Here is a 25,508-nt window from a genome sequence, read left to right on the forward strand (position 1 = left end):
GCCGGCACCCGCCTAGCGGAAGTCCCGCGAACCGCGGCTGAAATACTCGCCGATATCCAGCGGCTCGAGCTTGTCCGCCACCACGCTGACCGCGCCCGTGGCGTTCTGGACAATACCCCGGATAACCAGCGCCTTGGCCGTGCGCGCCAGCACCTTATGCCGCTTCCACAGCCCGGGCGAGACCATCACGTTCATCAGCCCGGTCTCATCCTCCATCCCTAAGAAGATGAGGCCGGCGGCCGTCTGCGGGCGCTGCCGGTGCGTGATAATCCCGGCCAGGCGCACGCGGGTGCCGTCCGGGACCGCGGCCAGGTCGCGCGCCCGCAGGATGCCGGCGGCATCCAGGGCCCCACGCACCGCGGACATCGGCTGCCGGTCGTGGCTGACCCCGGTAGCGGCGATGTCTTGGGCCAGCAACTCGAAGGAGGACATGCCGGGCAGGGCCGGTGCGGAAATGGCAGACATGCCGGGCAGCATGCCGGCGCGCTCGGTGGCCGCCACCCCGGCCTGCCACAGCGCCTGCCGGCGACTTAGCCCCAAACAGTTCAGGGCTCCGGCCTCGGCGAGGGCCTCGACCTGGGCGACCTTCAGCCCCGCCCGGCGCGACAGGTCCGGGATATCCGTGTACGGCGCGTTGGCCTCTACCCGTTCGGCCGCCTTGTCACCAAGTCCCTTGACCAGGCCCAGGCCTAGGCGGATGGCCACGGGACCAGGTGGGTCGCCCGGTTGGCCCGGGGTGGGCTCGATGGCCTCCACGCTCGACTCCTTGCCGGAAGCATTGATGCTGACCGGGCGCACCGGCACGCCGTGGCGGCGGGCGTCCTGGATGAGCGACTGCGGGGAATAAAAGCCCATCGGCTGGGCGCGCAGCAAGCCCACGCAGAACTGCGCCGGGTAGTGGTGCTTGAACCAGGCGGAGAAATACACCAGGGAGGCAAAGGACTGGGAGTGCGACTCCGGGAAGCCGTAGGCCGCAAAGGCCACGATCTTGTTCCAGAGCTTGTCCGCCGTCTCCCCGGTGATCCCGTGGGTGGCGGCCAAGCCGGCGAAGAACTGGTCTTTCAGCGCGGCCATCTTCTCCGGCGAGCGCTTCGAGCCCATCGCGCGGCGCAGATCGTCGGCCTGGGCGCCGCTAAAACCGGCAGCATCGACGGCAATCTGCATCAGCTGTTCCTGGAACAGCGGGATCCCCAGCGTCTTGCCCAGGGACTTTTCCAGCACCGGGTGATCGTAGACGACCTCCTCCAGCCCGTCGCGCCGGCGCAGGTACGGGTGCACGGACCCGCCCTGGATGGGGCCCGGCCGGATGAGGGCGACCTCAACGACCAGGTCGAAGAAGACGCGGGGTTTCAGCCGCGGCAGGGTGGCCAGCTGCGCGCGGGACTCGACTTGGAAAACGCCGACGGCGTCAGCACGGCAGAGCATGTCGTAGACGGCCTCCTCCGCCAGGTCCAGCTCCCAAAGGTTAACCTGCCGCCCGGTGGACCCGGCCACCAGGTCCTGCATGTGGTGCAGGGCCTCCAACATGCCCAGCCCCAGGAGATCGAATTTGACCAGGCCGGCGGCCGCACAGTCGTCCTTGTCCCACTGCAACACCGAGCGGCCCTCCATCCGCGCCCACTCCATGGGTACCACGTCCGCAATAGGCCTATCGCACAGCACCATCCCGCCGGAGTGGATACCCAGGTGCCGCGGCTGGCCCAGGAATTCCTCGGCGAGTGCGACCACGTCCGCCGGGGGCTCATCAGTGCCCTTCGACCAGGCGTCCGCACTGCCCTGCGGGTAGCCCAGAGCGCGGGCGGCGTCCCGGGTCGCGCCCTTGCGGCGGTAGGTGTTGACGTTGGCCACCTGCGCGGCCTGCTGGCGCCCGTAGGCGGAGTAGACATACTGGATGACCTCCTCGCGGCGGCCGGACTCAATATCGACGTCGATGTCCGGCGGGCCGTCCCGGTCCAGGGACAGGAAGCGCTCGAAGAGCAAACCCGCGGAGAGGGGCTCCGCGTTCGTGATGCCCAGCGCGAAGCAGACCGCGGAGTTGGCGGCAGAACCGCGACCCTGGCACAGGATGTTTTCCCGGCGGCAGAAATCCACCAGGTCCGTGACGATGAGGAAATAGCCGGGAAAGCCCAGCTGCTCCACCACGGCGAGTTCGTGCTCTATCTGTCTTTTCGCGCGCTCGCGGATATCGGCCGGCCGGCTGGCGTAGCGCTTGCGCGCCCGCGCGTAGACCAGCTCGCGCAGCCAGGTCATCTCCGTGTGCCCGTCCGGTACGTCAAAGTGCGGCAGGTTGGGCACCAAAACATCCCAGCTGAAGCTGCATTCGCGCCCCAGCTCGGCCGCGGCGGCCAGCAGATCCTCGCGCCCCGGCAGCAGGCGCGCCATGTCCTCGCCGGAGCGCAGCCAGCTCGCCCCCATCGGGTGCTGGTCCGGGTCCGCCTGCTGCAGGGACTGCCGGTGGGCCAAGGCGTTCTTCGCCGCCGCCAGGCGAGCCTGGCCGCGCCGCGCCGCCGCCGGGCGGGCGCTCGCTATAGCCCGCAGCCCCCAGTCTTTTCGGGCACTATCTAACCGACGGTGGCGGTCCGCGTCCGCCGGCACCATGGTGCTGGCGTATTCGAGCACCACGTTGCTGGCCCCGACGGCGCCCACCAGCTGGTCTAGCCGGTCCACCCAGTCCACGTCGGCGAGGTAGACCACCTCCTCGCCCAGGGCGCGGGCGACCTGTGCCAGCGGCGGGTAGGCGGTCTTATCCTTCTCCCCGGCCGCCATCTTGGCCTGGGCGATAAGCCGCGACAAGCGCCGGTAGCCCTCCGGGCCGCGCGCCAGCACCGTCAGGACGCCCTCGTCCAGGCTCAGCTCGGCGCCGAAGACCGTGGGCAGCCCGGCGCGGGCGGCGGCTTCGGCGAATTTCATCAGGCCGTAGAACCCGTCCCTGTCCACCAGCGCCAGGGATTCCAGCCCTAGTTCAACTGCGCGTTCGACCAGCTCCTCCGGCTCAGAAGCACCCTGCAGAAACGAGTAACTCGACACGGCGTGCAGTTCCGCAAACGGCACCGCGGACTTCTTTGTTTCGCGCGGTAATCCCTGCTCAGCGCCGTGCTTTACGGGCACAGGTGTGAGCGCCGGGCGGCCGGAAAGGATCCGCTCCAGCCGCGACCAGCTCAGTGCCCGTCCGCCGTTAAACTTCACGTCACACAGCCTAGCAAGATGCGAACCCGTGTTCTAATTACTCGCACCTTACAAACCGAGCAGTCTGTGAATATACATAAAATCTGCAAGTAAATAGACAAAGCGGTATACAGGCTGTTAGGTTATAAATCATCGAGGTTGCGCACCCCGCACCCCGCTTTATTACGCCTACCGGACGGCGCCCGGGCACTGCCCCGTAACACCGCCCGGCCTTATAAAAGTCACACAGAAAAGGACCATTCTCATGCAGATCCGTCGCGCTCTTGCCACAGCCGCCGCCACCGTCGTGGCAGCGACCGGCCTCGTCGCCTGCTCCTCCGACTCCGAGGGAGGGGAAATCACCAAGGACTCGAAGATCTCCGTCGGCACCACCGACGCCTCCAAGAAGGCCTGGGCGGCGTTTGAGACCGCCGCCAAGGACCAGGGCTTCGACCTGGACATCGTCAATTACTCGGATTACACCACCCCGAACCAGGCCCTGGAGCAGGGCGAGCTGGACACCAACAACTTCCAGCACCTGAAGTTCCTGGCCGAGTACAACAAGGGCAACGGCACCGACCTGGTGCCGATCGCCGCCACCGAGATCGTGCCGTTGGCCCTGTTCTGGAAGGACCACGACTCCCTGGACGGCATCGAGGGCGAGACCGTCGCCGTCCCGAACGACTCCACCAACCAGGGCCGCGCCATCAACCTGCTGGCCCAACAGGATCTGGTCACCCTGAAGCAGGACGGGCTTTTGACCCCGACCCCGGCCGACATTGATGAGAAGGCCTCCAAGGTCAAGGTCACCCCGGTCGGCGCCGAGCAGACCACGTCCGCCTACAGCGAGGGCACCCCGGCCGTCATCAACAACTCCTTCCTGGAGCGCGCCGGCATCGACCCGACCACCGCGGTGGTCCAGGACGACCCGAACTCCGAGGAGGCCGAACCCTACATCAACGTCTTCGCCGTGCGCTCGGAGGACGCCGACAACGAGACCCTTCAGGAGCTCGTCAAGATCTGGCACACCCCCGAGGTCCAGGAAGCCGTGCAGGAAGACTCCAAGGGCACGTCCGTTTCCGTGGAACGCAGCCCACAGGAGCTGCAGGATATCCTCAACCGCCTCGAGGAAGAGCTCTAAACTTCCTCCCCGGCACCTTCTACCCCGCCGACGCGCCCGGCTCAATGGCTACCGCGTTGCCGGGGTTGTGCCACGTTTAATGAACCCGCCACTGCACACGCAACTACCAAGGGGCTTTTAGTGACCGAATCACCCACTACCGGAACCCGCGTCGAGTTCCGCCACGTATCCAAGGTCTTTGAGCATAAAAAGACCACCACCCAGGCGCTCAACGATGTCAACCTGACCGTGGAGCCCGGCGAAATCATGGGCATCATCGGCTACTCCGGCGCCGGCAAGTCCACCCTGGTGCGCCTCATCAACGGGCTCGACACCCCGACCGACGGCGAGCTGTTGCTGGACGAGACCAACATCGCCGGCATGTCGGAGAAGAAGCTGCGCTCCCTGCGCCGCTCCATCGGCATGATTTTCCAGCAATTCAACCTGTTTAACTCCCGCACCGCCGCCGGCAACATCGAATACCCGCTGCAGCTAGCCGGCGTGGCCAAGGCCGAGCGCAAGCGGCGCGTGCAGGAGCTGCTGGAATTCGTCGGCCTGGGCGACAAGGGCTCGAGCTACCCGGAGCAGCTCTCCGGCGGGCAGAAGCAGCGCGTCGGCATCGCCCGCGCGCTGGCCACCAACCCGCGCCTCCTGCTGGCCGACGAGGCCACCTCCGCGCTGGACCCGCAGACCACCCACGAGGTCCTGGAGCTGCTGCGCCAGGTCAACCAGAAATTCGGCATCACCATCGTGGTCATTACCCACGAGATGGAGGTCGTGCGCTCCATCGCCGACAAGGTCGCCGTCATGGAGGAGGGCCGCGTAGTCGAGCAGGGCTCCATCTACGAGGTCTTCTCCAACCCGCAGACCCCGGTGGCACAGCGCTTCGTGTCCACCTCCCTGCGCAACACCCCGGACCACGTCGAGGCTGACGACCTGCTGGCCCACGAGGGCCGCTTGTTCACCATCAACCTGACGGAAAACTCCGGCTTCTTCGGCGCGGCCGCCCAGCTGCGCGAGCGCGGCGTGTCCATCTCCATCGTCCACGGCGGCGTGACCACCTTGCAGCAGCACTCCTTCGGCAAGATGACCGTCCGCCTCAACGGCTCTGACGAGGCCATCGAGGAGTTCTACCACACCATGTCCCAGACCACCGACATTCAGGAGATCAAGCGATGACGACAACTATCTTGGCCACAGCGGACTGGGACCGCCTGTCCGGCACCCTCATGGAGGCGGTCGTCGACACCCTCATCATGGTCTCGCTGACCATGATCATCGGCGGCATCCTGGGTCTTATCCTCGGCATCCTCCTCTACACCACCCGCCCGTCGGGAATCCTGGCCAACCGGTTTATCTACACGATCCTCAACATCGCGGTAAACATCATCCGGCCCATCCCGTTCATCATCTTGCTGGCGTTCGTGCAACCGGTCACCGTGGCCGTGATGGGCTCGTCCATCGGCCGCGAGCCCGCCACCTTCGTCATGGCGTTTGCCGCCACCTTCGCCGTGGCCCGCATCGTCGAGCAAAACCTCGTGGGCATCGACCCCGGCGTCATCGAGGCCGCCCGCGCTATGGGCGCCAGCCCCTGGAAGATCATCACCAGCGTCATCATCCCCGAGGCCCTCGGCCCGCTGGTGCTGGGCTACACCTTCCTGTTCATCGCTGTGGTCGATATGTCCGCTATGGCCGGCTACGTCGGCGGCGGCGGCCTGGGTGACTTCGCCATCGTCTACGGCTACCGCGCCTACGAGTGGCAGGTCACCGTCGTGGCCACCCTGATCATCATCGTCCTGGTCCAGGCTGCCCAGTTCCTGGGCAACTGGGTCTCGGCCAAGATCATGCGCCGCTAACCAGCCCCCGCCACAACACCCCAACCCCCGGCCAGCACCTAGCCACTAGAGCTAGTGCCCGCCGGGGGTTGGCTTATCCCCAGGGCGTCCTCTGGCCAACGATGGCCCGGGGCCTAACGATGCCCCAGGGGCCGGCCTTAGACGACTTCCCAGATGAGCGAGGACTTTGGTTCCTTCCCGCAGGAGGCGACGATGCCGTCGTGTTCGCGCTGGACCAGCTCGATGTCCCAGTGCCGCCCGTCGCGGTGGGACACGCGCACGGGCCCGGAACCGGCGTCCTCGGGGCGCAGATCCGCATAGCCTACCTCCTCGCCAGCCTCGATGAGGCGGCGGGCGACCTCCAGCTCGGCGACCTGCCCGCGCTGGGAATACAGGCCGCGGCCGCGGTTGGCCGGGTAGAAATAGCTGCCGTTTAAGGCCCGCTTGGTCATCTCGCGCGCGGCTTCCAGGTTCAGGCGGCCGAAGGAATAGCCCCACGGCATCAGCAGCACCGAGGGGGCGAAACGGTGGCCCTTGGTGTGGGAGGTCTCCCAGACAATCGCCGGGAAGATCTCGCCCAGCTGCGCGGCCAGCGGGCGGCCCTTGATGGCGCAGCACTTGTCGCGCTTGGAGTGGGTGCACACCAGCACCAGGGGCGTGTCCAGCTCACCGCCGCCGTTGCGTCCCGGGCCAGAAAGATCCAGGTCGAGAATGTCTTCCGGGCCTTCCAGCAGGAGCATCTCCATTTCCCCGCGCTCGGCCCAGACCAGGTAGCAGCGGTGCACGCTGCCGACCTGGCGGCCGGCCCGTCCGGGGCGCCGGATGAGCTGGAGGCCCGCCTGCCCGCCGAGCTTGTCCTTCAACCGGGCGGTGAGCTCCGGGGGGAAGGTGCCGCCGTCCAGGATGTCGTGGGACCACCCGCCGGGCCACTCGAAGAGAACATAGACGGATTCCTGCTTCGCGGAACCCGCCAGCGGCTCGACGTCCACGTCGGAGCACAACGCTTCAGTTGGCCCGTTTTCCCCGATCTTTTCAGCTGTTGACATGACCGTCATTCTACCTCCTGCCGGCCTGCCTATAACCCCTAGCGGAGGCACTGCAATAATTTTATTTCCCTTCGAACGAAATCGAACTCGTATTTTGTTTCTCCCTGGAAAACCGCTACCGTAGGCACTATGTCTGCCCCTGACCGAGCCCGCCGGGCCCAAATTGCAGCAATTTTTATCACCGCTGCGTGTGGCCTGTCTGCCTGCTCTACAGACGGCTCCCGGGGCATGCTCGCCGGGATTGGCGTCGCCCACCCCACGGATTCTTCCTCGGCGGACTCCGACAAGCAGGATCAGAACGTCTCCGGTCCCAGCCCCCTGGGGGACGCCGACAAGGAGATGAAGACCCAGCGCCCGCCGGCACCCGCCCGGCTGATGGTGACCAACATGCGCATCGGCCAGCACCCCGGCTTTGAGCGCGTGGTCTTCGACCTGGAGGGCGAGGGCCAGCCCGGCTGGTTCGTCGATTTCCAGGACCAGCCCACCCAGCAGGGCTCCGGCAAACGCATCAACTACTACGGCGCCACCGCCCTCAACGTCAACATCGACGGCACCGTCCTGCCCTACGAGCTGGGCAAGGACGACCCGGCACTCGGCACCATGACCGGGTACGGAAGCATCATCACCGAGGTCACCAGCGCCGGCACCTTCGAGGACCGCTCCCAGTTCATCATCGGCCTCGACCAGGCCCGGCCCTATTCCGTGGAGGTCCTCACCGACCCGAAGCGCGTGGTCGTCGACGTCCTTGACCGTTAGCCCACGCCGCGCAGACGTCATGGCACTGGGGCGGCCTTCCTAGACGTAGCTGGCCTCGACCGTCCACCGGCCAGCTTGCCAATTGAGCAGCCAGGCCCGGGTCTTTTCTTGATCCGTGCCGACTATCTGCAGCCGCGCTAGGCGCGTGCCGGCGGCCGTCCACCAGCCCGTGTCCACCGGCCAGGGGCCCGCCCACGCGGTGACCAGGTAGCGGTTTTTTCCCCAGGCCAGGCCGGCCGGCTCGGCCGAGAGCAAGGCCTCCTCGGTGACGAAGACGTCGTGGCCTTCGGCATTGATCATCCGGATGCGGGCGGCCGGGTGGTTCGCGCTCGGGTGGTCGAGCTCCAGCTGGGCCGGCAGCGGCGCCGGAATCCGGCCCGGCCAGGCGCCCGGCGGCGCGGGCTCGACCCGCTCGCCGTAGGGCACGAAGTCAACCCGCTCGGCCACCCCGCGGCCGCCGCGGTCGACCGGTTGGACCACCTTGTCGATGCCCAGCTGAGACTGGACGCGCTCGATGACCTGCTGGGCGCGGGCCGCCGAACCCGTGCCGGATTCCACCAGGCTGTGCTGCTCCGGCTGGGCGACCTCCAGCGGCTCCAGCCCGAGCCCCACGATCCCGCCCTCGGCCTGGTTGCCTACCAGCCAGCCGTTGAGCTGCCAGCGCACCCGGTCCGCGGTGGCGGATTCGCTCAGCGCCGCGCGCGTGCGCCAGATCCGCCGCAGCTCCGTGCCGTCGGCCCACTGCGCGCTCACGCGCAGGCGCAGGCACGACAGCCCGGCCGCGCTCAAGCGCTGGTGTAGCTGGGCGGCCAGCTGGCGGGCGGCGAACGCGGCAGCGTCCACGCGCTCCAGCGGATCCTCCGGGCGCATCCACACGTCCAGCTCAGCCCCCGCCAACTCCGGAGCGACCCGCCGGTCCAGCTGCGCGCTGGCGATGGCGTGACACCGCCGCCCGGCGTTGCCAAAGCGGCCGGTGACCTGGTGCAGCGGCAGCTGCGCCACATCCCCCAAGGTGGGCAGGCCCAGCTGCACGAACTGGGCAACCAGCTCCGGCGGGCAGCCCAGGGAGACCTCCGCGGCCAGCACCTGGGCGCTGCGCGGGGCCAAGAACTGCCGGGAGGCCCCCGGCTCCACCACCGCGCCGAGCCCGCGGTCCCGGGCCGCGATGATGGCGGTGGCCAGCTCATCAGCCACCCCGACCGTCATATCTAGGCCCTGGCGCGCGGCGGCGTCGACCAACATCTCCACCGCGGTGGCCTCCCCGCCGTGGAAGCGGGCGGCCGCGGCGGCGTCCACCACCACGAGGCCGGGGCGGATGACCTCAATGGACGAGGCCACCGCGTCCAGGGATTCCACGATTTCTGCGAAGACGGCGCCCTCGCGCTCCGGCTGGGACTCCCAGACTACAAGCTCCGGGCAGACCGCCTGGGCCGCCCGCACCCGCATGCCGCGGTGGACCCCGGCGCGGCGCGCGGCGGTATTGCAGACCTTCACAGCCCCGCCGGCAAGGACCCCGACGGGGCTGCCCGCCCCCGCGCCCTCCGGCAGGGTCTCGGCGTAGCGGGCGGCCTGGATGGGCCAGTCGGGAAACCAGAGCGCAGCAATCCGCACTGCCGGCGCGCTCATGCGCACCTCACCACGGACTGCGCCGGGTGCGACAGGTACTTCGAGTACGCCTGCACGCGCACCTCGACCCCGCGGATGCGCCCGCACCCGCGCCCGATACCCGGGTAGGACTCTACCTGGGCGTCCAGCCGCAGCGCCGCGGACGGCACGTGCTGCCCCACGGTAATGAGCACGGCGCGCCCCTGCCGCAGCCGGGCTGCCACCGGGCGCGCCCGCGCGGGTCTGAGCACCCGCTGCTGGGAGGCCGCGCGCACGCGTTGGATGACAAAATCCATGCCCTCGACCAAGGTGGCGCTGACTGCCCACGGATCCGTGCCCGGATCCGGCACCGCGACCACCTTGCTAATATCCCCGCGCTCACACACCTGGGCCAGAGCCAGCTCCGGCCAGCCGACTAGGGCCACGTAGTAGCCTTCCTCCGTTGCTTGGCACACCAGTTCTATTATGAAGGCTGGGCACTCGCTGCAGCGCACCGCGCTGCCGCGCACCAAGCCGCCCGCCGGGAGGGCACCGGCCAGCGCGCCGCCCAGCTCAATCTGCCGCTCGGCAGCATGCGCCCCGCGGGGCGCCACGCCGCCAGCCGGCGCGGCCTGCCCGCCGGAGTCCCCGGAACTTTTGCCATTCCCCTGCTCATCACCGCTTTCGGCGGAGCGTGCAACGCGCTGTTTAGGCCCGCGCGCGGGCAGGGCGGAGCCGCCGCCCATCTTTTCCATCTGCGCGCGTAGAGCCGCCACCCGGTCCTCGACCGACTGGCCCACCACTTGGGGAACACTTGTTTGCTGCACCCCTTAAGTATGAATCCTCCCCCGGACATATGCAAACGTACGTTCGACTGGCGCGAGGGGCGCCCCGCCTCACCTGGGATTAATCAGTCTAGGTCGCGGCTGGCCGCCCAGCGGGTGAGCTGATAGCGGTTGGACTGCTGGGTCTTGCGCAGGATATTGGAGGCGTGCGTTTCCACCGTCTTGATGGAGATGAACAGCTTCTGCCCGATCTCGCGGTAGGTATAGCCGCGCGCCAGCAGGCGCAGTACCTCCAGTTCGCGCGGGGTCAGGGCGTCGACTATCGGATCCTCGCCCTGGGCGGGCAGGGGCTTGGGCTCACCCTCCGGTTCCGGGGCCGGCTCTCCGGCGGCGAAGGCGTCCAGCACAAAGCCGGCCAGCCGCGGGGAGAAATACGCGTCCCCGTCGTAGACCTGCTCGACCGCCCGCGCCAGCTCCGCGCCGTCAATATTCTTGGTCACGTAGCCGCGCGCCCCGGCGCGGATGAGGGCGATGACGTCTTCCGCGGCATCGGAAACGCTCAGTGCCAAAAACTTCGGGCCCGGCTCAATGCCCTGGATGACGGCCAGCCCGCCGCCGTCCGGCATGTGTACGTCCAACAGGACCACGTCCGGGCGGGTCTCGTTGATGCCGCGGATAGCCTCGGCGACCGTCCCGACGTCCCCCACGATGTCTACTTTGTCGGCCAGCTCCGCGCGCACCCCGGCGCGGAAGACGGAGTGATCATCGACCAAGAAGACAGTAACCATGCCTATAACGCTACCGTGAGCTCCACTTCCGTGCCGGCCCCGGGCTGGCTATCCAGCCGCACCACACCGCCCACGCGTTCCATGCGCTGCCGGATGGAGTCCCGGAGCCCGTGGCGGTCGGCCGCCACCGCAGCCGGGTCGAAGCCCACGCCGCGGTCGCGCACGAACAGGGTCAGCTCGCCCGCCAGCACCTCGCAGAAGACGTCGACCGTGTCCACCTGCGCGTGCTTGCCGGCGTTGACTAGCGCCTCGCGGGCCGCCTCAACCGCCAGCTTGGTGTTGTCGCTCAGGGGCGCGTCCTGCCCCACGGTCACCGGATTAATCCGCACGTTAAACAGGTCCTCGACCTCGGCGCAGGCGGCTTCCACCGCGCCGAAGATGGTCTCCGGGGTGGCGGAGTCGGCGTCGAAAAGCCAGGCTCGCAGCTGGCGCTCCTGGGAACGCGCCAGCCGCGCGACCTCCGGGCCATCGTCGGCGCGTTTCTGGATAAGCGCCAGGGTCTGCAGCACCGAGTCGTGCAGCTTGGAGGCGATAACCGTCCGCTCGTCCGCCGCCGCCTTCGCCGCTTTTTCCTCCGCCAGCGAGCGCCACAGCTTCAGCACCAGCGGGATGACCAGCACGCCCAGCCCCAGCATGGTCAGTAGGGAGGCCACCAGCGCCGAGCTGAACCCGTGCTCACGGTCCCAGAAGACCGCCATGACCACCGTGCCGGCCAGCACCAGGGCAAAGCCGGCCGCGAGGCTGCCCATGCCGAGCAGTGTATTCGTCGAACGGTCATAGGCCTGCCAGGCCAGCAAGGCGCCCACCGCGACGAAAGCCAGCGGCATCAGCACCTGCGGCGGCACGCCCAGCACCACCGTCGCGATTGCGACCCCGGCCGCCAGCGCGAGGGCCACCACCAGCCCCCAGCTCCAGCGCGGGATCTCCCACTGCGAGGTCGGGGCCTGGGCGTCCTGGCGGGCCGGGGTGCAGATCCACAGGCCCGCGTACAGGATCAGCCCCACCCCGGAGACCAGCGCCAGCCCGGCCAGCGCCAGTCGCACCCAGAGGATGTCCACGCCCAGGTTCTCGGCCACACCGCTGGCCACGCCGGCGACCATCTTGCCCTGCTGCGGGCGCACCATGGCCGGGTAGGGTGCCGCGCGCCGTTGGGAATACGCGGCGGGCTCGGACGGGGGAGTACTCATAGATCAATATCGTGCCACGCTCCCGCGCAGACCACATCCGGGATCACCCTGAGAGACCTAATCCGGGCAAAGATCAGGGCGCTCCCCGATGTGCCGGAGCATAGACGCAGACCATACTTAAAGCATGACTTCCCCATACGATCCGTTCCACTCCGAGTCCCACCCGGACGCTTCCGCTAACGACGCCCCCGCCAGCTCCTACGACACCTCCTCCGACTCCACACCCACCGACGGCCTGGGCGAGACCCTGCGCGCCATGTGGGCCACCCGCCCGCCGCGCATCCCCGCCGAACAGGGCAGCAACGCCAAGATCGCCGGCGTGTGCGAGGGCATCGGCGCCCGCTTCGGCATCGACCCGGTCCTGCCCCGCGTGGCCTTCGTGGCCACTACCCTCGCCTTCGGCGGCGGGCTGGCGGCCTACTTCCTGGCCTGGGCGCTGATGCCCCGCTATTCCAAGGCCTCCTCCCCGGTCGAAGACCTCTTCGGCCGCCGGGACGGGGAGACTTCCGAGTCTGGCCTAGCCATCGCCTTGCTCATCGGCTTCCTGATGACCTCCGGGGCGTGGTCGGCAACCATCATGGAAGACTCCTTCTTCCCCTCCTTTAGCTCCTCGGCGCTTGGCATTGCCCTGTTCACCGGCCTGATCTGGTTCTTCCTGTACCGCCACCGCCCGACCCCGCCGGCGGGACTTTTGTCGGCCGGGCAGCTCGCCCAGACCGACTCGCAGCAGGCGCAGCCGGCCGCGGACCCGGAGGTGGACATGTCGATGTTCACCCCGGTGGACGGCTACCCCTTCCCGCCGGGCCGTAACACCCCGCCGGCCTGGGATCCGCTCGGCGCCGCCCCGGACACCTGGCACCTGCCGGACCCGCGCCCGGCCGAGGAGCCGAAGAAGAAGCGCTCCCTCGTCAAGACCCTCCTGGTCGTCGCCTTGAGCTTTTTCGGCGTGGTCCTGGCCGCCGCCCTGGTCATCGCCGCGACCGTGGGCTTCCGGGTGGTCCGCCACGTCGACAACCCCACCGACGGGCTGACCGTCAGCGACGGCTTCGTCTTTGACGACCGCGAATACACTCCCACCTCGGTGAAGGACCTGCCACGAACCTACGACTTCTCCGTCGGCTACGGCAAGGTGGACTTCAGTCAGATCCGCGACTGGGACCAGCTCAACCACCGCACCGAGATCACCATCGACGCCGGGGTCGGCAACACCGACATCGTCCTGCCGAAGGGGGTCTCCTACAGCCTGACCTGTGACGACGGCGTGGGCGCTAGCAACTGCCACGAGCAGGACAACCCCGACGCCAAGTTCGCCGTCCACGTCGACGCCGGCGTTGGCAACGTCACCATCGACTACCCCACCCCGGCCACCAATTCCTAGGCTCGCAGCCCGCTCCCTTCTCCCCGTTCCCCTCTCCCCGCTCTTTTTCCCTCTCCCTTTTCATCCTCCCCGACATGATTTAACGCAAGGCTTCTGGTTTTTCCGAAATCATTCTCAGGGAGGATTAAGGAGAGGGTTTTCGCGTCTATAGTCAGCAACTGCCAAAACTTGCCCGTCTGCCACCCCAGCGGTGCCAGAGCCTTAAAACCTGCCTTTGCCCCGAGGCCTTTACTCAAAAGGAGTACTAGCTGTTATGGCCATTGAGCCCGCTACCGCTAAGAAGAAAACCAAAAAGCCGTTGATCATCGGCGCCATTATCGCCGTGGTTGTCCTCGTCCTCGGGGCGCTTGCCTGGTCCTGGTACGCCAGCGTGGCCAGCGGGAGCATCCTGCAGGCCGACGACGTCACCGAGGTCACCCGCGGGGACGTCACCAACGCGGTCAGCGCCAACGGCACCGTGGCCGCCCGCGAAGAGGCCGTGCTGTCCACGCGCCTGACCGGCCCGGTCTCCAGCGTGCGCGTGCACGTGGGAGACCGCGTCCAGGCCCAGCAGCCCCTGGCCGTCATTGACACCACCCCGGAGGAGCAGGAGCTGGCCGGCCAGCGCGCCACCCAGCGCACCGAGCTGCGCTCTGCCCAGAACCAGGTGGCTGACGCCCAGGCCGAGCTCGACCGCCTCTACACCGCCGCCGCCAACGGGGAGACCGCGGCCGCGAGCGCCGGCGCGGACGAGGAGGGCGCTGCCGCCGCTGCCTCCGGCGATATCCAGGCCCAGATCGCCGCCCAGGAGCGAGCCCTGGCCCGCGCCCAGGAGGACGTGTCCGCCGCGCAGGAGTCGGCCAACCTGGCCAACGCCGGGTTGGAAAACTCCATCAACGCCGGCACCCTGTCCGCCCCCTTCGAGGGAGTCGTGACCACCTTAAACGCCAAAGAGGGCAGCCCCGCGGAAGGACCGGTGGCCAGCGTGGCGGATGACTCCACGCTGGAAATCCACACCACCGTCAACGAAGCCGACATGCCCAACCTGCGCCCGGGCAACCGGGTGACGTTTACCTCCCCGAGCGCCCCGGGCAAGGAATTTGCCGGCAAGGTCACCGGCATCTCCCCGGTCGCCCAGCAGCCGGAGGCCGCCGCTGGCGCCGGCGCCGGCGGGGATAGTGCCGCGCTGGCCGGACAGGGCGGGGCCACCACGGCGACCTTCCCGGTCACCATCGAGGTCACCGGCGACACCGAGGGCCTGCACATCGGCTCCACCGCGAAGACCAAGATCGTCTCCGCCGAACAAAAGCACGTGCCCACCGTGCCGCTGACCGCGATTCTCAGCGAGGGGCAGCGCGCCTTCGTGCTTGTGGCCGAGCCCGCCGGCGACAACCCGGACGAGGACGGCTACCGCGTGGTCAAGCGCCCCGTGACCGTGGGCATTACCAGTGCCTTCGCAGCGGAGCTCAAGGGCACGGAGGTCAAGCCGGGCGCGTTCGTGCTCACCCAGGCCCGCGATCACGAGGACCTGGTCGATCAGAACGTCACCATCGCCGGATTCGAAGGTAGGCAACAGTGACCCCGCCAAACGCCCTCATCGACATGCGCGGCATCGTCAAAAGCTTCAACCTCGGCACCGAAGGGGAACTAACCGTCCTGCCGGGGTGTGATTTCCAGGTCCCCCGCGGGGAATTTACCGCGGTGGTCGGCGCCTCCGGCTCCGGCAAATCGACCCTGATGAACATCATCGGGCTGCTGGACCGGCCGAGCGCGGGCACCTACCTGCTCGACGGTATCGACGTGCTCGATAGCACCGACGACCAGCTGGCGCACTACCGCAGCCAGGCCATCGGCTTCGTCTTCCAGAACTTCAACCTGGTCGTTCGCATCAGCGCCGCCAAGAACGTGGAGATGCCCTTGGTCTACGCCGGAGTGCCCGCCAAGCAGCGCGCGCAGCGGGCCACGGAGCTGCTCGAGCTCGTCGGCATGGCCGACCGCGCCCACCACCTGCCCAACGAGCTGTCCGGCGGGCAGAAGCAGCGCGTGGCCATCGCCCGCGCGCTGGCCAACGACCCCGACATCCTGCTCGCCGACGAGCCGACCGGCGCGCTGGACTCGTACACCGGCCGCCGCGTGATGGACCTTTTCCACACGCTGCACCGCGAACACGGCAAGACCATCGTGTTCATCACCCACAACCCGGAACTGGCAGAAGAGACCGAACGCACCGTCACCATGCGCGACGGCATCCTGCAGGAGGAGCCCCGTGAGCATTAAGGAATCCGTCTTCCTGGCGCTAACCAGCCTGCGCACAAACAAGATGCGCTCGTTTCTGACGCTACTGGGCGTCATCATCGGCATCGCCGCAGTCATCGCCATCATGACGCTGAGCGCCTCGCTGAAAAACCAGTTCCAGCAAAACCTGGACGACGCGGGCATCAACAACCTCAACGTCGATGTCACCTCCCGCCCCGCCGACGGGGAGGAAGACACCCAGGACCCGACTGCCATGTACGGCTCCGGCGGGGGCATCGATAGCGCCTCGCTGATTAGCCCAGATCAGCTCGACCAGCTGCGGGAGCACATGGGCGACTTGGTCACCGGGATTGGCGTCGGGGAAAACTCCGCCACCTCCGGCAAGGTCTCCATAGACAACCAGCTCGTGCCCCAGGAGGTCTCCGCGACCACCCGCGGCATCAACCCGGACATGGCGCTGATTAACGGCGACCCGCTGTCGGCGGGCCGGGACATCGAGGCCGCCGACATCGACGGCGCCCGCCCGGTGGCCGTGCTCAACGCGGATCTAGCGGAAGAACTCTTCGGCGCGGACCCGCACAACGCGATCGGCCAATTCCTGGAATTTACCCCGGAGGAAGGAAACGCGGTAGATCTGATGGTCGTCGGCGTAAAGGCGCGGGAGGAATCCGCCGGCCTGCTCAGCGTCAACGCCCAGGATCTCAGCATGACGGTCCCCTACCCGCTGGCGGCGAATTACTCGAAGCAACCCGGCACCGGGGAGGCTTTTAACCACCTGACGGTCCAGGTGGCCAATTCGGCCGACAAACAGGTCGCGGCCGACCGCCTACGCGCGGCCTTGGACGAGATGTACGCGGACAACGACGCCTACCACGCCAAGGTCACGGACTTTAGCCAAGACATGGCCAGCTTCAACCAGATCATTAACTCGCTGAGCATCGGCCTGGCCGCCATTGGCGGCATCTCCCTGCTGGTCGGCGGAATCGGCGTCATGAACATCATGCTGATCACCGTCACCGAGCGCACCCGGGAGATCGGCGTGCGCAAGGCCCTGGGCGCCACCCGGCGGGATATCCGCTGGCAGTTCGTTACCGAGGCCATCATCGTCTGCCTGGTCGGCGGCATCATCGGCATCATCCTCGGCGCCCTAACCGGCATGGCCGGCTCCGCCGCGATGGGGCTACTCGCCTTCCCACCGCTGTCCACCGTGGTCATCTCCCTGCTCTTCGCCCTCGCCATCGGCCTGTTCTTCGGCTACTACCCCGCCGGCAAGGCCGCTAAACTCGACCCCATTGAGGCCCTGCGGTACGAATAGACGGCCCCACCGGAACTGCTAAAGCCGCGAAAACACAAAAACTCGCCGCCGTTACCAGAACGCGTTCCTAAGGTAGCGGCGGCGGGTTTTTACGCTGAAAGGCGCGTGCCTTCAGCTGAAGCCGGTTTAAGCTTTCCGGCTTATTCCCATTCGATGGTTCCCGGCGGCTTGGAGGTCACGTCGAGCACGACGCGGTTGACTTCCTTGACCTCGTTGGTGATCTTGGTGGAGATCTTCTCCAGCACGTCGTAAGGAATGCGGGTCCAGTCCGCGGTCATGGCGTCCTCGGAGGAGACTGGGCGCAGCACGATCGGGTGGCCGTAGGTGCGGCCGTCGCCCTGGACGCCGACGGAACGCACGTCCGCCAGCAGGACCACCGGGCACTGCCAGATCTCGGCGTCCAGGCCGGCGTTGGTCAGCTCGGTGCGGGCGATGAGATCGGCCTGGCGCAGGGTCTCCAGTCGGTCCTCAGTGACCTCGCCGATGATGCGGATGCCCAGGCCCGGGCCCGGGAAGGGCTGGCGGTTGACGATCTCTTCCGGCAGGCCCAGCTCGCGGCCCACGGCGCGGACCTCGTCCTTGAACAACAGGCGCAGCGGCTCGACCAGCTCGAATTCCACGTCGTCCGGCAGGCCGCCGACGTTGTGGTGGGACTTGATGTTCGCGGTGCCGTCCCCGCCGCCGGATTCCACGACGTCCGGGTACAGGGTGCCCTGCACCAGGTAGTCCACGGTGGAGCCTTCCGGGGCGTCATCCAGCACGCCCGCGACGGCGCGCTCAAAGGAGCGGATGAATTCCGCGCCGATAGCCTTGCGCTTGTCTTCCGGGTCGGTCTTGCCGGCCAGCTTCTCCAGGAAGGAAGCGCGCTCGTCCACGGTGACCAGCTTGGCGCCGGTGGAGGCCACGAAGTCCTTTTCCACCTGTTCGTGTTCCCCGGCGCGCAGCAGGCCGTGGTCCACGAATACACAGGTCAGGCGGTCGCCGATGGCGCGCTGCACGAGGGCGGCGGCCACGGCGGAGTCCACGCCGCCGGACAGGCCGCAGATGGCCCGGCCGGTCTCGCCGACCTGGGCGCGGACGTCGTCGATGAGCTGCTCGGCGATGTTATCGGCGGTCCAGTTCTGCTCCAGGCCGGCGATCTCGGTCAGAAAGCGGGTCAGAACTTCCTGGCCGTGCGGCGAGTGCAGCACCTCCGGGTGGTACTGGACGCCGGCCATCTTCTTGTCCACACACTCCATGGCGGCCACCGGGGCGCCCGCGGAGGAGGCGGTCACAGTGAAGCCCTCCGGGGCGGCCGAGACCGCGTCGCCGTGGGACATCCAGACCTTGTGGGTTTCTTCCAGGCCGGCGTGCAGCACGCCGGCCTGGCCATCCACGTGCAGATCGGTGCGGCCGTACTCACGCTCTCCGGTGGAGGAGACGGTGCCGCCCAGGGCGTGGTTCATGGCCTGGAACCCGTAGCAGATACCAAAAACCGGCACGCCAAGCTCCAGCAGCTCCGGCTTCAGGGCCGGGGCGCCGTCGGCGTAGACGGAGGAAGGGCCACCGGAGAGGATCAGCGCGGCCGGGTTCTTGGCCTTTATCTCCTCCACGGTGGCGGAGTTGGGAACTACCTCGGAGTAAATCTGGGCCTCGCGCACGCGACGGGCGATAAGCTGCGCGTACTGAGCTCCGAAATCCACCACGAGGACTGGACGAGGGGTAGTGGAAGGCTTAGTCACCCCGCCAGTTTAACGCATAGGCGGCCTGACGCTATAGCCTGCCCATCCCCCGCAACCTCTCCGCCTCGCGCCCGGTTGCATAATCATGCAATCCCCCCGAACCCATGCCCCGTGGTTTATCACTCGTCTATGCTAGAGTGTTATATTTCACATCAGACGAGGAGGAGAGGAATGAGCACTCCCATCCACGGCGACGAGCTGCCTGAGCAACATAGCCCGGAGCATATTGCGCAGTCGCGCGAAGAATTCGACCTAGAACACATCCACGAAGAGGACATCCAAGCCCCGGTAGAGGGCGAAGACTCCTCTGCCGGCTCCGACCTGACGTGGGCTATCACCCTGTTCGGCACCGCGGTCGGCGCGGGCATTCTCTTTTTGCCGATTAACGCCGGCAGCTTCGGCTTCTGGCCGCTGCTCATCGCCACCGCCTTCATCGGGCCCGTGGTCTTTTTCTCCCACCGCGCCTACGCGCGCATCGTGGCCGCCTCCCCCATCAAGGGCCTGGACGTTTTGCAGGTCATCACGGCCCTGACCGGGCGCAAGCGCGGGCTGGCCACGGCGCTGCTGTACTGGCTGGCCATCTATCCCACCGTGCTGATCTACGGCATCAGTATCACCAACACCGTCGACAGCTTCATTGTCAACCAGCTCGGCGGCCCGGAAATCAACCGCTGGGTGCTGGCTAGCGTCTGCATCGGCGTGCTCACCCTCGCCTTCGCCGCCGGTAAGAAGGCCGTGCTCTGGCTGGGCAATGCGCTGGTCTACCCGCTGATTATCGCTCTGGCGGTGGTCTCCTTCTACCTCATCCCGCAGTGGGATTTGGCCAGCTTCTACAGCTACCAGTCGGACACGCCCCTGTGGAAGTCCCTGCTGCTCATCCTGCCGGTGCTGGTCTTCTCGTTTAGCCACATGGCGGCGCTGTCCCAGTTCGCGCTCGACGCCCAGCAGGGCCACGGTGATGACGTCGCCGGCACCGAGCGCCAGGTCTCCCGGGTGGAACTTATCACCGCCTGCCTGCTGGTGGCCTTCACGATGTTTTTCGTCTGGTCCTGCTCCATGGCCATGGGCGCGGAAGGCATGGACGCCGCGGGCGAGGCCAACATCCCGATCCTGTCCTACTTCGCCAACGTCACCCACACCCCGTTCATGTCTTTCCTCGCCCCCGTGGTGGCCATCTGCGCCATCGCCTCGTCCTTCTCCGGCCACATGCTGGGCACCGAGGAGGGCACCAAGTACATCTTCCGCGTGCTCGCCCCGCGCACCGCGGACAAGCTCACGGGCAAAAAGCTCACCTACGTCATCTACGTGATGGTCTTTATCGGGTCGGTCGCCGTGGCGGTCTACAACCCGTCCATCCTGGACTTCATCTCCGTCGTCGGCGGCATCTTCGTCGCTTTCTTGGTCTACATCGTGCCCATGCTGCTCTTCCGCAAGGCCACCGCCTTCAAGCACTACGCCACCAGGCCGGACACCATCTGCGTCTTCGTCGTGGGCCTTGTCATCATGGCCGTCTCCGCCTGGGACATCGTCGCCGGCAGCTAGGACTCGCCGCCGCGATTACCGCCGCGATTAAACGGTCCGGCGCGACTGAACCGGGCCCGCGCGCAGGCCCGGGAGTTCGCGCGCTAAGACGCGAAGGAGGGCATCGCCGTGCTTGGCGATGCCCTCCTTGTCTTTCCTGTTCTTTTCTGAACAGCGCGCCCCGGGCTTTAGGCGCCTAACCATTGGCGTGCTAGCTTCCTAGCACCCTATTCCCGGGTCCGCGCTTTGTGCCGCGTGCCTTCTCGGCTTAGCCGCGGATGGCGAGGTTGACCTTCTGGAAGGATTTGAGGTCCGTGTAGCCGCACTTGGCCATGGCGCGCTTGAGGCCGCCGACCAGGTTGAACTGGCCGAAGGGCTCGTTAGAAGGGCCGTGCAGGACCACCTCGAGGCTCGGGGTGTTGTGGTCAGCCTCGCCGTCTAGGAAGTCGACATCCAAGTCGTCCGGGACAGCGGCGGCGTAGTCCACGAAGCCACGCGGGAAGCGCGGATGCCCGGCGGCGGCCGGCCAGTACCAGCCCTTGCCGCCAGCCTCGCGGGCCGAGGCCAGAAGCGGACCCAGGACGACGCCGTCGGCGCCGCAGGCCACGGCCTTGGTGACCTCGGCGGAGTTGACGAAGTCGCCGTCGGCCAAAACGTGCACGTAGCGCCCGCCGGTCTCATCCAGGTAGTCCCGGCGCGCGGCCGCGGCATCCGCCACAGCGGTGGCCAGGGGCACGTCGATCCCGACGGTCTCCGGGTTGGTGTTCACGCCGCCGCCCACGATGACGCCGGCCGCGCCGGTTCGCATCAGGTGCAGGGCCGTGGTGTAGTCCGCCACGCCTCCGGCGATGACCGGCACGTCCAGGGAACCGATGAATTCCTTGAGGTTCAGCGGCTCGCCGCCGGTGCTGACGTGCTCGGCGGAAATCAGGGTGCCCTGGATAAACAGCAGTTCCGCGCCGGCCGCGATGACCACCGGAGCCAGCTCACGGGCGTTTTGCGGGGACACGCGCACCGCTACGGTCACGCCCGCCTCCCGCACCTGGCGGATGCGCTCGGTGAGCAGTTCCGTGTCCAGATCCGCGCCGTGGAGGCGCTGTAGCACGGAGTTATCACCCGGGTGGGAATAGACCTGCTCGAGGGCGGCCTCCAAGTCGGCGTGCCGACCCCACAGGCCCTCAGCGTTGATAACGCCTAGGCCTCCTTGCTTGCCCATCTCGATGACGAATTCCGGGGTGGCCAGGGCGTCGGTCGGGTGGGAAACAAACGGGATGTCGAAGGTGTAAGCGTCGATGTGCCAGGTGGTATCCACGTCCTTCGAGGACCGCGTGCGCCGGGTTGGTACCAGGGAAATATCGTCCAGGTCGTAGGTGCGTTGCGCCTGCCGCCCCAGTCCGATTTCTACGTAGTCGCGCATGTGCTGCTCCTTATCTGTGAGTGTTGCGACGTTGCGGGGAGTGCTACGTGCCGTATAACGGGTTGCCTACGCGCTGCTTAGCGGTAGTTCGGGGCCTCGACGGTCTGCTGCAAATCGTGCGGGTGGGACTCGCGCAAGCCGGCCGCAGTAATGCGGACGAAACGCTTGGTCTTGAGATCCGCGATGGAGGCCGAGCCAGTGTAGCCCATGGCCGCGCGCAGGCCACCGATGATCTGGTGGGTAATCGCGTCGATCTCGCCGCGGTAAGGAACCTTGCCTTCCACGCCTTCCGGCACCAGCTTGTCTTCGCTCCTAACGTCGGCCTGGAAGTAGCGGTCCTTGGAGTAGGAGCGCTTCTCCCCGCTCAGGCCGCGGCCCTGCATGGCGCCCATGGAGCCCATCCCGCGGTAGCGCTTGTACTGCTTGCCTCCCACGATGACGATGTCGCCCGGGGCTTCCCGGGTGCCAGCGAACATGGAGCCCAGCATGACGGTATCGGCGCCGGCGGCCAGGGCCTTAGCGACGTCGCCGGAGTACTGCATGCCGCCGTCACCGATGATCGGGACGCCGGCCGGGCCGGCCACGGCGGCGGCCTCCATGATGGCGGTGATCTGCGGGGCGCCCACGCCGGCGACGACGCGGGTGGTGCAGATGGAGCCCGGGCCGATGCCGACCTTGATGGCGTCGGCGCCGGCGTCGATCATGGCCTGGGCGGCCTCGCGGGTGGCCAGGTTGCCGCCCACGACGTCGACGCGGTGGCCGAAGTCCTTCTTCACGCGGGAGACCATCTCCAGCACGCGGTTGTTGTGGGCATGGGCGGAGTCAACGACCAGCACGTCGACGCCGGCATCGACCAGGGCGCCGGCGCGCTCGTAGGACTCCTCGCCGGTGCCGATGCCGGCGGCGGCCAGCAGGCGGCCGGAGGAATCCTTGGAGGCGTTCGGGTACTGCTCGGACTTCACGAAGTCCTTGACGGTAATGAGGCCGACCAACACGTTGTTGTCGTCCACGATGGGCAGCTTCTCGACCTTGTTGTTCGACAGCAGCTTCAGGGCCTCGCTCTTGGACACGCCCTCCTTGGCCACCACCAGCGGCATGGAGGTCATGATGTCCGAGACCTTGCGCTGGAAGTCCGGTTCGAAGCGCATGTCGCGATTGGTGCAGATGCCCAGCAGGACACCCTTGTCATCGACCACCGGCAGGCCGGAGATACGGAACCGCGCGCACAGGGCGTCGACTTCCTCGATGGTCATATCCGGCGACGCCACCACCGGGTCGGTGACCATGCCGGACTCGGAACGCTTGACGGTTTCCACCTGCTCGGCCTGCTCCTGAGTCGACAGGTTGCGGTGCAGCACGCCGATACCGCCCTGGCGGGCCATCGCGATAGCCATGCGCGCTTCCGTGACCGTGTCCATGGCCGCCGAGGACAGCGGGATGCCCAGCCGGATGTTGCGGGTAAACTGCGCCGAGGTGTCTACCTGAGAAGGCACGATATTGGATTCGGCCGGCAGCAGAAGCACATCATCAAAGGTCAGCCCATTGAGCAGGATCTTATCCGGGTCGTTTCCCCCAGTTTGCACGCGGTTGTCAGTCATCTTGAGTGCCCATCTCCTTAAAACGAAGCCGAGTTTTGGTGGTATGCACCCTAACTGTAGTGCCTTTTAGCGCCACATCGTGAGTCCGGGGGAGAATTGCCTAAGTCTGGTTGAGTAAATAGGCTTCTAAACTGTGAACTTTTTCGCCAATATGCCCCGCGACCCTTTTGCCGACGACCCCAATGATCCCGCCTCCTTCCTGGAAGAAGAAGAGCAGGCACAGCCGCTGAGCCAAGAGGAGCGCGCCGCCGTGATCCACGACCTCGCCTTGGTCCAGGAATTCGCCCGCGCACTCGGACCCCGCGGAGTGGACGGAATCTTCTTCTACTGCGAGGACTGCCAGGAAAACCACTTCTACGAGTGGGACATCATGGCCGCCAATATGCGTGCAACCTTGAACAACGAACTCGCTCCGGTGCACGAGCCGGGCGCTGAGCCGGATCCGAACCGCTACGTGCCCTGGGACTACGCCCTGGGCTACCTAGACGGGCTCGACGCACGCTAAAACCGCCCCCGGCGAAAGGTGGACCCCACCCCGCCGAGAGCGGCTCTCTGCAAAGACGTTTCTTAGAAGGACTTAGCTACTTACTGCTGCACCTGCGGAGGAGCGAGTTCACCGTCGTTTTCCTCCGGGGAAGCGCTCGGCTCCTCCGTGGGTTCTGTCGGTGCGGGCAGCGGGTTGGGCAGCCCGGTCTCGGTCACCGTAACCGTCACGGTCTGGGTGGCCTTCTCCGTCACCGTGGTCGGCTCCGGGGCAGGAGCCGGCTTCTCGGCCTCCGTGTCCTGCTCGGGCGGCACGGTCTCAGTCACCGTCTCCGTCGGGCGCGGGCGAGCCACCCGCGACGAGCGGGCCTTGTCCTGCTTGACCTCGGCGTCGGCTTCCTTCTCTTCTGCCAGGTTCAGCATCTTGCGGGCCTCCGCCAGAAGGGACTGCGCGCCCTCCCAGTCGCCGCTGGCGGCGCGGGACTCAACCTCATCCAGCTTGCCGGCCAGCTCGACCGACTGCGGATCGTGCTGGGCGCCAAAGCCCTGGGTGTTGTAGACCACCGCGCCGGCCCCGGCGATGACCAGGGTGGCCGCGGCCGCGCCGATGAGGCCGTGGACGAACGGGTGCGGGCGCTTGGCCTTGCGGCGATCCGCCAGCGAGGCCACGGAGGCCCTCGCGGCGTTCCCCGTGCCCTCGGCGGGCTCGGTATCCTCGCCCTCACCCAAAGCAACCACCGGTACCGGCGGCAGCGGCTGGTGGACCTCATTGCGCAGATCCATCAGCAACGCCGCTAGCTCGTCGTTGCCGTCACTGGGGTCTTTTCCTGCGGATAGATCGGTCAGGAAGTGATCGTCATCAACTAAGGGCTGCAGCTGATCGGCCAAGTCATTAGTGTCATCGGGCCGACGTCGCTTTGACATGATCATCACTCCTTTCCGATCCTGCTGTGCAGGACATACATAAAAATCTGGTTTTTAGTTGTTATTGAGATTCAGCCAGCTGCTTGCGCAACTGCCCGAGGGCTCGGTGCTGAGCTACCCGGACCGCGCCCGGAGTAGAACCTACGGCTGCGGCTGTTTCCTCCGCGGAAAGGCCCACGAACACCCTTAAAATCACAATGTTGCGAGCCTTTTCACTTAATGTATCGAGCAACTCGCGAACTCTGTTACTTCCGTCTGTAACCAGCGCGTATTCCTCTGGACTTTGGCCGGAAGCCGTCTGTTCCGGCAGGTCTTCAGTAGGCACCGAGTGGTCGCGCCCCAAGGTGCGGTGCGCGTCCGCCACCTTGTTAAAGGCGATGCCGTAGACGTAGGCCATGAACGGCCGCCCCTTGTCCTCGTACTTGGGCAGGGAGGTCGCCACGGCGAGGCAGACCTCTTGCGCCACGTCGTCGGCCGCCGGGTGGCGGTGGCCGCCAATCCGGGCGCGGCAGTACCGCACCACCTGCGGGTGAATCAGGCGGATGACCTCTTGCAGAGCCCGCCGATCGCCCGATACCGCCGACGGCACTAGGGCCGCTAGCTCGGTTTCGGAATCGCTCACGTTCAGGCTCTACTTTCTCGTTTAAGGT

At 66.9% G+C, this 25,508-nt stretch carries 21 protein-coding genes; 10 read left to right on the forward strand and 11 right to left on the reverse strand.

Going from position 1 to position 25,508, the window contains the following annotated elements:
- Positions 1 to 12 precede the first annotated feature (12 nt).
- A complete protein-coding gene (locus QQS52_RS02240) occupies positions 13 to 3,186 on the reverse strand; it encodes an error-prone DNA polymerase (RefSeq protein WP_472772398.1) in 3,174 nt (1,057 codons plus the stop codon).
- Between the two features lie 244 nt (positions 3,187 to 3,430).
- On the opposite strand from QQS52_RS02240, the gene QQS52_RS02245 reads away from it, so the two are divergent.
- The 3 genes from QQS52_RS02245 (at position 3,431) to QQS52_RS02255 (ending at position 6,141) form a co-directional block, all read left to right on the forward strand.
- Complete coding sequence (locus QQS52_RS02245) at positions 3,431 to 4,306, forward strand: MetQ/NlpA family ABC transporter substrate-binding protein (RefSeq protein WP_070769201.1); 876 nt, start codon at positions 3,431 to 3,433, stop codon at positions 4,304 to 4,306.
- Between the two features lie 120 nt (positions 4,307 to 4,426).
- Complete coding sequence (locus QQS52_RS02250) at positions 4,427 to 5,464, forward strand: methionine ABC transporter ATP-binding protein (RefSeq protein WP_472772399.1); 1,038 nt, start codon at positions 4,427 to 4,429, stop codon at positions 5,462 to 5,464.
- Entirely contained in the window at positions 5,461 to 6,141 is a 681-nt protein-coding gene (locus tag QQS52_RS02255; protein ID WP_472772400.1) for a methionine ABC transporter permease, read from the forward strand. Before QQS52_RS02250 ends, QQS52_RS02255 begins: the two co-directional genes overlap by 4 nt.
- 137 nt (positions 6,142 to 6,278) lie before the next feature.
- Here QQS52_RS02255 and QQS52_RS02260 read toward each other — a convergent pair whose 3' ends face one another.
- Positions 6,279 to 7,166 (reverse strand): sucrase ferredoxin, encoded by an 888-nt coding sequence (locus QQS52_RS02260; RefSeq protein WP_472772401.1) that lies wholly within the window; start codon positions 7,164 to 7,166, stop codon positions 6,279 to 6,281.
- Positions 7,167 to 7,295: 129 nt separating this feature from the next.
- Between QQS52_RS02260 and QQS52_RS02265 the strand changes: the two genes are divergently transcribed.
- On the forward strand, positions 7,296 to 7,922 hold the full coding sequence (locus tag QQS52_RS02265; protein WP_472772402.1) for an AMIN-like domain-containing (lipo)protein: 627 nt from the start codon (positions 7,296 to 7,298) through the stop codon (positions 7,920 to 7,922).
- 39 nt (positions 7,923 to 7,961) lie between these two features.
- On the opposite strand, the gene QQS52_RS02270 is transcribed toward QQS52_RS02265, so the two are convergent.
- From QQS52_RS02270 to QQS52_RS02285, 4 genes are all read right to left on the reverse strand, one after another.
- Positions 7,962 to 9,548 carry a Y-family DNA polymerase gene (locus QQS52_RS02270; protein WP_472772403.1) on the reverse strand — a complete coding sequence of 529 codons (1,587 nt, stop codon included), beginning with the start codon at positions 9,546 to 9,548 and terminating at the stop codon, positions 7,962 to 7,964.
- Positions 9,545 to 10,333, reverse strand: coding sequence for a hypothetical protein (locus QQS52_RS02275; protein ID WP_472772404.1), 789 nt, complete (start codon positions 10,331 to 10,333; stop codon positions 9,545 to 9,547). The genes QQS52_RS02270 and QQS52_RS02275 overlap by 4 nt, the downstream gene beginning before the upstream one ends.
- Before the next feature lie 83 nt (positions 10,334 to 10,416).
- A complete protein-coding gene (locus QQS52_RS02280; protein WP_070769196.1) occupies positions 10,417 to 11,079 on the reverse strand; it encodes a response regulator in 663 nt (220 codons plus the stop codon).
- 2 nt (positions 11,080 to 11,081) lie between these two features.
- Positions 11,082 to 12,266, reverse strand: a complete 1,185-nt coding sequence (locus tag QQS52_RS02285; RefSeq protein WP_472772405.1) for an ATP-binding protein — start codon at positions 12,264 to 12,266, stop codon at positions 11,082 to 11,084.
- A gap of 124 nt (positions 12,267 to 12,390) precedes the next feature.
- Between QQS52_RS02285 and QQS52_RS02290 the strand changes: the two genes are divergently transcribed.
- The 4 genes from QQS52_RS02290 (at position 12,391) to QQS52_RS02305 (ending at position 17,194) form a co-directional block, all read left to right on the forward strand.
- On the forward strand, positions 12,391 to 13,644 hold the full coding sequence (locus QQS52_RS02290) for a PspC domain-containing protein (RefSeq protein ID WP_472772406.1): 1,254 nt from the start codon (positions 12,391 to 12,393) through the stop codon (positions 13,642 to 13,644).
- Between the two features lie 253 nt (positions 13,645 to 13,897).
- On the forward strand, positions 13,898 to 15,202 hold the full coding sequence (locus QQS52_RS02295; protein WP_472772407.1) for an efflux RND transporter periplasmic adaptor subunit: 1,305 nt from the start codon (positions 13,898 to 13,900) through the stop codon (positions 15,200 to 15,202).
- A 23-nt stretch (positions 15,203 to 15,225) separates the two neighbouring features.
- Complete coding sequence (locus QQS52_RS02300) at positions 15,226 to 15,900, forward strand: ABC transporter ATP-binding protein (RefSeq protein ID WP_472772543.1); 675 nt, start codon at positions 15,226 to 15,228, stop codon at positions 15,898 to 15,900.
- Positions 15,890 to 17,194: an ABC transporter permease gene (locus QQS52_RS02305; RefSeq protein ID WP_472772408.1), complete on the forward strand. Its 1,305-nt coding sequence runs from the start codon at positions 15,890 to 15,892 to the stop codon at positions 17,192 to 17,194. The genes QQS52_RS02300 and QQS52_RS02305 overlap by 11 nt, the downstream gene beginning before the upstream one ends.
- 140 nt (positions 17,195 to 17,334) lie before the next feature.
- Here the strand turns inward: QQS52_RS02305 and guaA are convergent, their stop codons facing one another.
- Positions 17,335 to 18,915 (reverse strand): glutamine-hydrolyzing GMP synthase, encoded by a 1,581-nt coding sequence (gene guaA / locus QQS52_RS02310; RefSeq protein WP_472772409.1) that lies wholly within the window; start codon positions 18,913 to 18,915, stop codon positions 17,335 to 17,337.
- Between the two features lie 171 nt (positions 18,916 to 19,086).
- On the opposite strand from guaA, the gene QQS52_RS02315 reads away from it, so the two are divergent.
- Positions 19,087 to 20,457 carry an amino acid permease gene (locus QQS52_RS02315; RefSeq protein ID WP_472772410.1) on the forward strand — a complete coding sequence of 457 codons (1,371 nt, stop codon included), beginning with the start codon at positions 19,087 to 19,089 and terminating at the stop codon, positions 20,455 to 20,457.
- A gap of 247 nt (positions 20,458 to 20,704) precedes the next feature.
- Here the strand turns inward: QQS52_RS02315 and QQS52_RS02320 are convergent, their stop codons facing one another.
- A complete protein-coding gene (locus QQS52_RS02320; RefSeq protein ID WP_472772411.1) occupies positions 20,705 to 21,853 on the reverse strand; it encodes a GuaB3 family IMP dehydrogenase-related protein in 1,149 nt (382 codons plus the stop codon).
- A 77-nt stretch (positions 21,854 to 21,930) separates the two neighbouring features.
- Complete coding sequence (gene guaB, locus QQS52_RS02325) at positions 21,931 to 23,451, reverse strand: IMP dehydrogenase (protein ID WP_070769190.1); 1,521 nt, start codon at positions 23,449 to 23,451, stop codon at positions 21,931 to 21,933.
- 133 nt (positions 23,452 to 23,584) lie between these two features.
- Between guaB and QQS52_RS02330 the strand changes: the two genes are divergently transcribed.
- Positions 23,585 to 23,956 carry a DUF5319 domain-containing protein gene (locus QQS52_RS02330; protein WP_070769189.1) on the forward strand — a complete coding sequence of 124 codons (372 nt, stop codon included), beginning with the start codon at positions 23,585 to 23,587 and terminating at the stop codon, positions 23,954 to 23,956.
- Between the two features lie 80 nt (positions 23,957 to 24,036).
- Here QQS52_RS02330 and QQS52_RS02335 read toward each other — a convergent pair whose 3' ends face one another.
- Together QQS52_RS02335 and QQS52_RS02340 are read right to left on the reverse strand one after the other, a co-directional pair.
- Positions 24,037 to 24,858 carry a hypothetical protein gene (locus QQS52_RS02335; RefSeq protein ID WP_472772412.1) on the reverse strand — a complete coding sequence of 274 codons (822 nt, stop codon included), beginning with the start codon at positions 24,856 to 24,858 and terminating at the stop codon, positions 24,037 to 24,039.
- Between the two features lie 61 nt (positions 24,859 to 24,919).
- Positions 24,920 to 25,480, reverse strand: coding sequence for a sigma-70 family RNA polymerase sigma factor (locus QQS52_RS02340; RefSeq protein ID WP_472772413.1), 561 nt, complete (start codon positions 25,478 to 25,480; stop codon positions 24,920 to 24,922).
- Between the last annotated feature and the right edge of the window lie 28 nt (positions 25,481 to 25,508).

This window comes from Corynebacterium sp. 1103A, from assembly GCF_055700955.1.